This is a genomic window from Hydrocoleum sp. CS-953 (genome assembly GCF_002260545.1).
In the GTDB taxonomy this organism is placed as follows: Bacteria; Cyanobacteriota; Cyanobacteriia; order Cyanobacteriales; family Microcoleaceae; genus Trichodesmium.
Window position 1 is genome coordinate 1 of sequence record NZ_LGSU01001359.1, and the last position, 10,892, is coordinate 10,892.

The 10,892-nt window shown below is 35.1% G+C and carries 7 protein-coding genes and 3 pseudogenes; 2 read left to right on the forward strand and 8 right to left on the reverse strand.

Annotation, left to right across the window (positions count from 1 at the left end):
• Window positions 1-1,334: 1,334 nt before the first annotated feature.
• The 7 genes and pseudogenes from AFK68_RS25980 to AFK68_RS26000 form a co-directional block, all read right to left on the reverse strand.
• Window positions 1,335-1,697: a hypothetical protein gene (locus tag AFK68_RS25980; protein ID WP_094676338.1), complete on the reverse strand. Its 363-nt coding sequence runs from the start codon at window positions 1,695-1,697 to the stop codon at window positions 1,335-1,337.
• A 2-nt stretch (window positions 1,698-1,699) separates the two neighbouring features.
• Window positions 1,700-2,302, reverse strand: a complete 603-nt coding sequence (locus tag AFK68_RS42625) for an RNA-guided endonuclease InsQ/TnpB family protein (RefSeq protein WP_371357563.1) — start codon at window positions 2,300-2,302, stop codon at window positions 1,700-1,702.
• Window positions 2,303-2,338: 36 nt separating this feature from the next.
• Window positions 2,339-2,846, reverse strand: a pseudogene (locus AFK68_RS35565) (RNA-guided endonuclease InsQ/TnpB family protein); the annotation flags it as partial.
• A 5-nt stretch (window positions 2,847-2,851) separates the two neighbouring features.
• Window positions 2,852-3,489: pseudogene (locus AFK68_RS25990) on the reverse strand (RNA-guided endonuclease InsQ/TnpB family protein); the annotation flags it as partial.
• 66 nt (window positions 3,490-3,555) lie between these two features.
• Window positions 3,556-3,636, reverse strand: a pseudogene (locus AFK68_RS43630) (helix-turn-helix domain-containing protein); the annotation flags it as partial.
• A 572-nt stretch (window positions 3,637-4,208) separates the two neighbouring features.
• Window positions 4,209-5,321, reverse strand: coding sequence for a heat-inducible transcriptional repressor HrcA (hrcA, locus tag AFK68_RS25995; protein ID WP_371357508.1), 1,113 nt, complete (start codon window positions 5,319-5,321; stop codon window positions 4,209-4,211).
• 192 nt (window positions 5,322-5,513) lie between these two features.
• Window positions 5,514-5,876, reverse strand: a complete 363-nt coding sequence (locus AFK68_RS26000; RefSeq protein ID WP_094675398.1) for a rhodanese-like domain-containing protein — start codon at window positions 5,874-5,876, stop codon at window positions 5,514-5,516.
• 186 nt (window positions 5,877-6,062) lie between these two features.
• Here AFK68_RS26000 and AFK68_RS43635 point away from each other — a divergent pair, with 186 nt between their 5' ends.
• Together AFK68_RS43635 and AFK68_RS26010 are read left to right on the forward strand one after the other, a co-directional pair.
• Window positions 6,063-6,185, forward strand: coding sequence for a hypothetical protein (locus tag AFK68_RS43635; RefSeq protein ID WP_256386633.1), 123 nt, complete (start codon window positions 6,063-6,065; stop codon window positions 6,183-6,185).
• A 207-nt stretch (window positions 6,186-6,392) separates the two neighbouring features.
• Entirely contained in the window at window positions 6,393-6,671 is a 279-nt protein-coding gene (locus AFK68_RS26010) for a hypothetical protein (protein WP_094675400.1), read from the forward strand.
• Between the two features lie 844 nt (window positions 6,672-7,515).
• Here the strand turns inward: AFK68_RS26010 and AFK68_RS26020 are convergent.
• Window positions 7,516-10,824, reverse strand: coding sequence for a response regulator (locus AFK68_RS26020; protein WP_094676344.1), 3,309 nt, complete (start codon window positions 10,822-10,824; stop codon window positions 7,516-7,518).
• Window positions 10,825-10,892: the final 68 nt, after the last annotated feature.

Here is a 10,892-nt window from a genome sequence, read left to right on the forward strand (position 1 = left end):
CCCGGTTTCTCTGCTTTTTTATACCGATACTAACAAATTTGATATTACTTAACTATGCGCCCAAAATCCTAACTTTTTGAGGATCAAGCAGCTCAAAACTAGGTACTTTTTCGAGGCATAAAAAGCCTCAAAGCCTTATTTGTCAATATTTTTAGATTTAATCAGCCAGCCCTAACTATTGTACAATAAATGAAGCAAACATCAATTTTAGCCTCAAACCCTTATTTGTCAATATTTTTAGATTTAATCAGCCAGCCCTAACTATTGTACAATAAATGAAGCAAACATCAATTTTAGGCTCAAACCCTTATTTGCCAATACTTTGAGATTTAATCAGCCAGCCCTAACTATTGTACAACAGATGAAGCAAACATCAATTTTAGGCTTAAACCCTTATCTGTCAATATTTTTAGATTTAATCAGCCAGCCCTAACTATTGTACAACAGATGAAACAAACATCAATTTTACGCTCAAACCTTTATCTGTCAATACTTTGAGATTTAATCAGTCAGTCCTAACTATTGTACAACAGATGAAGCAAACATCAATTTTAGGCTCAATTTTAGGCTTAAACCCTTATCTGTCAATATTTTTAGATTTAATCAGCCAGCCCTAACTATTGTACAACAAATGAAGCAAACATCAATTTTAGGCTCAATTTTAGGCTTAAACCCTTATCTGTCAATATTTTTAGATTTAATCAGTCAGCCCTAACTATTGTACAACAAATGAAGCAAACATCAATTTTAGGCTCAAACCCTTATCTGTCAATATTTTTAGATTTAATCAGTCAGCCTTAACTATTGTACAACAGATGAAGCAAACATCAATTTTAGGCTCAAACCCTTATCTGTCAATATTTTTAGATTTAATCAGCCAGTCCTAACTATTGTACAATAGATGCAGTAAACATCAATCTATGCAAAGAGACTGATATAGCTGNTAACTATTGTACAACAGATGAAGCAAACATCAATTTTAGGCTCAAACCCTTATCTGTCAATATTTTTAGATTTAATCAGCCAGTCCTAACTATTGTACAATAGATGCAGTAAACATCAATCTATGCAAAGAGACTGATATAGCTGCTGCACTTACTCCGCGTTTGATATGCGTAGCAAAGCGACACCGATGTTCTATTGCTACTTTCATGCAACAAAACCGAAATTATCTATATCTTTAATTCCTGTTCTCAGTTATAGCGGTTTTCACAAAGGTAGACTACAAAACTTCTTACTTCTTCCTTTCAACCTAAATCTCTGTACTCTAAAAAACATGAAAACTGCTATAAGTGTTCCCTGTTCCCTCCTTTCTGGAGATGTCTAATTAATTGTTAATCAACCTCAAAGTGCAACTGATAAAGTCTCAAACTCGGATGTTCAGTTAAATACCAATGACAGCCAATATTAGCAGGTGAAGGTCTTTTATTCAGTCGATACAAAAACATTGGTTCTTCTCTCAAAATTGCTTTCAACATCAAATCTTCCCAGTCTTCATTGCCATGGTCAAAAATTAAATAAGACTTACCAATATATCCTGTTTTTATCAATACCTTTAGTAACCATCCCACAATTTCCTCAGTTTTTTCTAGAGAAAATTCACTATCTGTTAAACCATAAGTTTCAACCTCTAGTTTTTCTGATTTAGGTTGTAGTGTTGCCAAGAAAGCTGATATAATTTTTTTTAGTTTTTTCATATTTACAGACTCAACTGCTTCATAAAATCGATATAAAACGTCATATAGCATGATATTCTACTGTTTACTTCCTGTCTCTTGGTCAGCATTCCCTCTCTTGGTGCGCGTTCCCTTGCGACTTTCGTCGTCGCGGGGTCGCACCGCTTGCGTCTTACGCCGACGCGGGGTCTGACCGCCTTCCACCGGAACTGTCGGCAGCACTCCGTCCACAGGCATTCACGATCAAGCCGACCGCCCGATCGCAAATTGATACTTGCGTTTAAATCTCTATCTATTGACAAGCCACAGTCAGGGCAATCATACCTTCTCAGGTTTAACGGCATATCTTGGACGTGACCACACCTGCAACAAGTCTTTGATGATGGAAAAAATCTATCTACTACTACTAACTCCGAACCGTACCATTGGCATTTATATTCTAGCTGTCGTCTAAATCCGTAAAATCCTTGGTATGCAATGGATTTAGCTAGTTTGTGGTTAGATAACATTCCACTAACGTTCAAATCTTCTATGACAATTGTGCCGTGGTTTTTGGCTAAGTATGTTGTCAATTTATGAAGTGCATCTTTGCGGATGTTTGCTACTTTTCTATGCAGCCTAGCTATCTTAAGTTGTGCTGCCCTCCAGTTAGCTGAACCAANATCCGTAAAATCCTTGGTATGCAATGGATTTAGCTAGTTTGTGGTTAGATAACATTCCACTAACGTTCAAATCTTCTATGACAATTGTGCCGTGGTTTTTGGCTAAGTATGTTGTCAATTTATGAAGTGCATCTTTGCGGATGTTTGCTACTTTTCTATGCAGCCTAGCTATCTTAAGTTGTGCTGCCCTCCAGTTAGCTGAACCAATAATTTTATTCCGGTTAATATACTGTAGCCGAGAAAGTTTGGGTTCAAGCTTACGGTATGACTTTAAACTTTCAAAAACTTTCCCATTGCTTAATGTTGCTAAGGTTTTTACGCCTAAGTCAACACCTACAACTTCTGTAGTTTTTGTTTTTGAAGTCGGAGTAAATTCAAAAGCTAAACTAAGATACCAATCACCCGCTTGTCTACTAATAGTTATTTTCTGAGTTGTTGCCTCAATGGGTTCATAAGTTTTCACCCAACCAATGAAAGGGAGTTTATGACTCCATCCGTTTAATTCTATTGGCNTCGGAGTAAATTCAAAAGCTAAACTAAGATACCAATCACCCGCTTGTCTACTAATAGTTATTTTCTGAGTTGTTGCCTCAATGGGTTCATAAGTTTTCACCCAACCAATGAAAGGGAGTTTATGACTCCATCCGTTTAATTCTATTGGCTTTCCACAATTATCAATTGTGGAAAGCGAAGCATTCCGTTTGCGAAGCATTCCGAAGGAAAGGAAAAGAATCATGTTTACCTTTTTTCTTAAACCTTGGATATTTACTCAACCCTTGTTTGCGTTTGCGAAGCATCCCGTAGGGTAGCATTCCGTTTGCGAAGCATTCCGAAGGAAAGGAAAAGAATCTCTTAAATGCTTCACCCAAGTTAATGTTTGCGTTTGCGAAGCATCCCGTAGGGTAGCATTCCGAAGGAAAAGCATATTGGTATACTCTGGAAGATAAGTTTTTCATCCAGGGTGTTAGTGGTTTTGTATGATTGGTAAAAACCTCTCTTAGCTTGCGAGCCTTCGGTTTATAACCATCTTTATAAGCAGCATTCCATAAACTTAGACCCCAATTATAACACCATCTGCTATAACCTGCGTGTTGAGCCAAGAGTGTTTTCTGCTTGTTATTCAGTTTGAGTTTGGTTCGGATGGATTTCATGTAGGGTATTGACAGTATAATGGTATACTTTTTAACGTATTAAATCGTTATTCTTTGATTAAGTCNCCATCTGCTATAACCTGCGTGTTGAGCCAAGAGTGTTTTCTGCTTGTTATTCAGTTTGAGTTTGGTTCGGATGGATTTCATGTAGGGTATTGACAGTATAATGGTATACTTTTTAACGTATTAAATCGTTATTCTTTGATTAAGTCAATGCTCTATCTTTATTCTACTACCAACTCAGTTAAATAATGTAACAAATAATTCCTAAGCTCCACTTGTGAAATGAGAACCTGAAATGATTTTCAATCCTACATTCCACACTTCAAAACCTAGTATAAAAGCTCTAGGTCTCCATCCAACTAGCGACCTATAGGAGGGGAGAGTGGTCGCCAGTTGAAAAAATAAATTCAATAGTTAATGTTTTTGGCGATCGCCGACAATTTACACAACATTACTGAAAACCCTACATTGGAGATGAAAAGTGGCTATAAAAGGTATAGATTTCAGCATTAATCAATTCCTATTGTTTCCGAGAGAAAATCGGCTGTAGATTTAACTAGAGCGATCGCATTCTCATATACCATCCGAGTTGGCCCTAAAACTNAAAAATAAATTCAATAGTTAATGTTTTTGGCGATCGCCGACAATTTACACAACATTACTGAAAACCCTACATTGGAGATGAAAAGTGGCTATAAAAGGTATAGATTTCAGCATTAATCAATTCCTATTGTTTCCGAGAGAAAATCGGCTGTAGATTTAACTAGAGCGATCGCATTCTCATATACCATCCGAGTTGGCCCTAAAACTCCTACACTTCCTAGAGGAATTGTCCCATTCCCATAGGTTGCAGAAACTAAGGCACAACCTTGGATGGGTTCCAAGGGATTTTCTGAGCCAATTCTAACTTTCACCTGCTTATCTGTTTTTTTCCCGGTAGCTCCAAATATTAAAGGCCACAGTTCCTCTTGTTTTTCTTCAAGTAGGTGAATAATAGTTTGGACTTGTTGCAGTTGGGAGAATTCTGGTAAACGCAATGCTTCTGCTATACCACTAATCATAATTCTGGTATAATCAGGTGTCTGAGAACGGAGAGTTAAATTTTCCAATAGATTTTTGATCGATTCAGTGTACTTCTCAAACTCCCGGTCTAGTTCACTCCAGTCCAATAAAGATAATTCTCCTATTGCCCGGTCTCGTAATTGGCTATTCAAAAAATTTGATAATATCTGTAACTCTCTATCAATATCCTCTGGGTTGGAAAGTACCGAATTATCTGGTGAATTTTGTCGATCGTTTGTTTGATTTATTGCCCCCAAGTCCATCATTAGTGACTGAGTTTCATAAGTATTTGTCACGACAATTAGCATAATTTTTTCTGCTTCGACTTGTACCAGTTGGAGGTGTCGTAGCTTGGCCGTGGAAGTCTGAGGCATTGTCACCAAAGAAATATAACCACTGAGAGTAGCTAAAATTTGAGCTGCTCCCTGAAGTACAGCCTCTAGGCGACCTTCTGGCCAATTCAGTTGTTTTTGTAAAAGTTCTTCAACTTCAAAAGCCAAATTTTCTGAAGGTGTCATTAATTGATCGACATATATTCGGTAGCCTGAGTCTGAGGGAACTCTTCCGGCTGAAGTATGAGGTTGATATAAAAGTCCACTTTTCTCTAAAAAGCTCATCCCATTACGAATGGTTGCTGGACTAACACTGAGATTATACTCTTCTACTTCTACAAGGGACTTTGAGCCAACTGGCTCTGCTGTCGCAATATAGTGGCGAACTGTTGCCCAAAGAATATGTTGATGACGATTATTAAGCTTAACTTGCACTGACATAGATGTAGGGTGAGTATATCGGTAAGTTTCCAGACAATAGCAGAAAATAATTATCTTAGTTAATCAAAACATTAGAGTTATTTTTCTTAATATAACTTGGTGCTTCGTTATGATATAAGCATATTCTGCTAAAAAATATGTAGTTAAAGAAACTTTTCTACTTAATAATCATAAAGTTTTTGCTGTCTAATAGCGCGGTATACTTTTATCTACGACTAATGAGTAGACATCTATACCACCAATAATATTTTTAACATTAGTAAAACCTTGACTCTTCAACCATTGGCACATTTGAGCAGAACGCATCCCATGGTGGCACAAAACTAATGTTTCTTGCTCGGAGTCTAAATGGACATGAATTTGGTCTGACCATTCGGGAAACTGACTTAAGGGTAAAACTTTAAAACCGTTGATAAAGGCTATTTCTACTTCTTGTGGCTCTCGAACATCTACTAATTGTAAATTTTCAGGAATACCATTTGTTAGGCGACTTGCTAGGTCTTGGACAGTAATTTCAAGCATAGGTTCTTCGGAAAACTTTTGTGACATTTTTGTTAGATACAAGAATTAATTTATTTATTAATAGAATAGTATAAATGTTAAACATTAAGTTGTTAATTCTACATTCCGCAGCTTAATGGTACTATTGGATAATTTTTTTTCAAGGCTATCATAGTGATTCTTTGATAATCGTGAATTACCAGTTAAGTCTGCGTTAGATTTGAGGAGGTTTCAGTGAGAAAAAAATATGATTACTATGGAGATTTGAAAAATAAATCTGAGTTGACAAAAATGTGTAGAGATGTTTTGACTAGCACCCCACCAGGAACAATTCGTAAGCTGACTGCTAATAGCTGAATGCTTACAACAATTCTTAAAGAAAATTCACCTGAATATTTACTAGGAAAATGGATTTTGTTGCGACGGCGACCGCACATTTCAATGTCCGATAATCCCCAGCTCAAAATNGATTTGAAAAATAAATCTGAGTTGACAAAAATGTGTAGAGATGTTTTGACTAGCACCCCACCAGGAACAATTCGTAAGCTGACTGCTAATAGCTGAATGCTTACAACAATTCTTAAAGAAAATTCACCTGAATATTTACTAGGAAAATGGATTTTGTTGCGACGGCGACCGCACATTTCAATGTCCGATAATCCCCAGCTCAAAATAGCTCTTCATTCCTGGGGAAAATATAGTGCATTTAATTATAAAAATAAGGATGGAGAATGGGAGCCTTACTCATATAGAAAAGCTTTAAATGAACCAGAACAAAATAATAAGAAAGATGTATTAGAAGCCTTTAGGTATGAAGTTAGGGAGCAGAATTACTTGATTTAGCGACAAAAGATGCCTTTAATGTTCATACAGACTATATCATTCCAATGCATGTTTTGATGTCGGATTTTTTAAAAGATGAAGAATCCAATATTAATGAGATAAATGTAGATACCAAAATTGATAATTTGGGGACTGAATGGCGAGTTTTATCTGATATAAATTTAGCTATGAAATGGGAAAAATGCCATCAGAAAAACGCTAAATTAAGGCTGTTCATTAATTGATAATTGATAATGGATAATTGATAATTACAAGAAGGTTAAAACCGTTACGGAATTGAATATCGGGAAATATCCTAGCACTTTTTTTCCCCNAATTGATAATGGATAATTGATAATTACAAGAAGGTTAAAACCGTTACGGAATTGAATATCGGGAAATATCCTAGCACTTTTTTTCCCCTTAAAAGGGGAGGCTTTAAACCAGAATTATTTAATAATTAATAATTAATAATTAATAATTATTAATTGGGTAACAAAAGAAGAAAACCTATATTTAGCAGGTGCAAAAGATGTTCCTTTGTACAATTATAGAAGGGGAAGAGGTGAAACTTATGACACTTGACACCAATACAGAGGTCTTTTAAAAGCTGGTATCGAAATTTGTTTGGATACCATAAAGATCAAAAATTGACTGCTCAAATGCTGATTTCTTTTCCCTTTGCGAAAACAATAGATATAGTCATTCTTAATAAGACTGGGACGAGTGTTTATTTACCTAGCAAAGTATTTCAGCCAAAAAAGTGTTTCACCCTTATTTGAAATGACTATAATAATAAAAAAATCTTAATGGAACATAATGGAAATACTTATCAGCGAAATTCAACAATGCTGAATCCTTACTATTAATTGCTCAAATATTTTTGTAAATTATTAATTAAATCTTGGTCTAAATAAGGTTTAGTTAAATAGCCATTTGCTCCCAACTGTTTAGCTAACTGACGATAGGGTTGACTGCCACGAGATGTTAACATTAATACAGGCATTTCCTCCTGAGAATATTGTTTACGACAACGACTCAGAAACTCAAAACCATTCATTTCTGGCATTTCCACATCACAAATAATAGCCTTAATATAAGTATTTTGGTCTAACTGCCTTAATCCTGCTTTAGCATCTTGAGCTTGGACAACATTATATCCTGATTTCTGCAAAGTTTTAGAAATAGTTTGACGAGTAGTTAAAGAATCATCTACTACTAAAATAGTGGTTAATTTAGACGAAGCAGACTGTTTAAACTGCTTCTGAATGCCTGGTGATTTCTGACGATTTATCCCCGTTTTATTTAAGGTTTTTTCTAATAATTTAACTCCGTCAATAACTGGTACTAAACTACCATCTCCTAAAATAGTACAACCATACAAATATGATGGGGATGTTAAAAGTTGACTAAAAGGTTTAATCGTCAAATTTTGTTCCATTAATATTTGTTCTATTTTGATAGCAATTGTATCTGTATCTTCAGAAATCAATAATAACATTACCTTTCCTTGAGATTTTTGACCATAAGGGTTTTTGCCGAATTCAACAGATTTTTGTTGGATATTTCCTAAGACTATTGGATAATTATAATCTGATACAATTGATGGTGCTATTGATACTTTTTTGCCTTTCCAATCATAAGTTTCTTCTGCTTCTTTATTTACTGTAATCTCAGTCGGTTCGGCATAGATAATACTTGCTAAAATATCTAAGGGAATAGCAAACAAATTGCCTTCCATACGAAAAACTAATAATTTTGTAATTGTTAAAGTCCAAGGTAACCTCAGAAGAAATCTTGTGCCTTTACCGATTTCTGATTGAATAGTAATATTCCCTTTTAATGCTTCTATTTGACGCAATACTGCATCTAATCCTACCCCTCTTCCTGATAGATCGCTCACTTCTTCTTTAGTTGAAAAGTCAGGATAGAATAAAAATTGATATAACTGTTTTGTTGATAATTTTGCTGCTTCACTCGCAGAAACCATTTGCTTCAGTATGGCTTTATTCCGAATTTTTTCAACATCTATACCCCCACCATCATCTTTAATTTCAATATAAGTATAATTTCCTTGATAATAAGATTTAATAGTAATTATTCCTGTCTCTGATTTGCCATTTGCCTTTCTGATTTCTGCTGATTCAATACCATGATCGAAAGCATTTCTTAGTATATGAACTATGGGGTCATATAATTTCTCTAAAACTGCTTTGTCTAACATAGTATTCATCCCAACTAATTCTAGTTTTACCTGTTTTTGCTTTTGCACTGATAAATCTCTAATCATTCTGGGGAATCTATTAAATAATGATTCTACAGGTAACATTCGAGTTTTGTTGAGATTACTTTGTATTTGCTGTAAGGTTTGTTGCCTTTTTTTGACAATTTGTTGACCTTGCTGATGTAATAGTTTAATGTCATCTACTGCTTCTCCTATTTGAGCAATTTCTTCTAAGAGATTTGGTAACATATCTATTAAAGAGCCTAGTTTTTTATTCTGAGAGTTTTGTGATTTCTTGAGCTTCTCCGCAAAGGCTGTAATATCTTGAAATTGTACCATTAATTGATGAAATCTCAGCCACCCTTTATCTAAAGTTTCTATTGAAGCTTGAGTTTGTTGATTTTGGAGAATAAAACTATTATCTTGGGTGGCTAATTCTCCCACTAAATTATTCAACATTTCTAGGCGTTTTAGGTCTATCCTAATACCTAAATTAGATGGAGATTTAGAGGTAGTTTGTTTTTGTTGAATTGGCTTGGAATTTTGAGAAACTTCTGCTGTAGAATCTGGTTTATTCGAGATATTTACTGATGCTTTTGTACCATTACCATTAGAGGTAGAGGGTTGAGTTTTAGTTGTATTAGTCGTCTCTGTTTTTTTACCTTGATTTTGATTGGCAACTTTAGTAGATTGATTGACTTTTGAGGATTGATTTTTATTTGTATTAGTCGTCTCTGTTTTTTTACCTTGATTTTGATTGGCAACTTTGGTAGCTTGATTGACTTTTGAGGATGGAGTTTTAGTTGTATTAGTCGTCTCTGTTTTTTTGCCTTGATTTTGATTGGCAACTTTAGTAGATTTATTTACTTTTGAGGATTGATTTTTATTTGTATTAGTCGTCTCTGTTTTTTTACCTTGATTTTGATTGGCAACTTTAGTAGATTTATTTACTTTTTCTGAATTGTTATTATCCCTAACTTCTGGTGCAGATTCTTTTTGCTCAGAGACATTGACTAATGGGATTTCAGTCTGAGATATTTGAGTTTTTATTCTGTTAGTTGTTTCTACTTTTTGCTCTTGATTTTCATTAGTAACCTCAGATTTTTTACTAACTTGATTAACTTGTTTCTGCTTAGTAGTTGCGACAGCTTTTTTAGATTTTATTGGTTTAGTTAATTTAACTAATGTTGGATTCGGTTTTCCACCTTGAGCCCGATCGCCTTCTAATACTGCTTTTTGTCCTGCCCAAAAATCTGCTAAAGCTAATTGACCAATTTTTGCTGTATATTTTGGATTTACTTCCAGTGCTTTAATTGTAGTTTGAGCAATAGAAGTAAACCCAGGTAAATTCAGCATTGTTCCCAAAGTCGCAAATACTTCCGCTTGTCTCTTGAATTCATCTTGAAGGGATAAACCATTATCCCCTTTGATTTTTCCAGTTAACAAACTTTCCCAACGCTGCAAACCAGAAGGTATTTCTTCTGTAAACAAGAACTTAGCCATATCGCCCTGTTCCATTGGTACTTCTGGAAACTCTGCTGCTTCCTCTAGAGAATGCCCAAGTTTCTTTTCTAACTGCTCAAATACTTGTTTCGCACTAGCAAGAGCTGTATTTTCATCATAGTTACCTGTTTCAATTTGTTCTGTAGTTGGCGATCGCAAACAGTCGAAAGCTTGCAGTAATAAATTCTCTAAGTCCAAATCAAAAACAGTATTTTCCTGATAAAGCGCTCTAATACCATTTTCTAAGTCATGGGCAATTGTTTTAATTCCCATTAAACCAATACAAGCAGCACCACCTTTAATTGAATGAGCTGCCCGCATTAGTTTATGGAGTGTTTGGAGTTCATGCTCTTGAGAAATATTAATTAATCCTTCCTCAAGAGTTTGCAGTAATTCTGTAGTTTCTTCTACAAAAAATTCGTAAGCTTGATCGTCAATTTCTATCATAGGGAATAGGGAATAGGGAATAGGGAATAGGGAGTAGGGAGTAGGGGAGTGGGGGAGTAGGGGAGTGG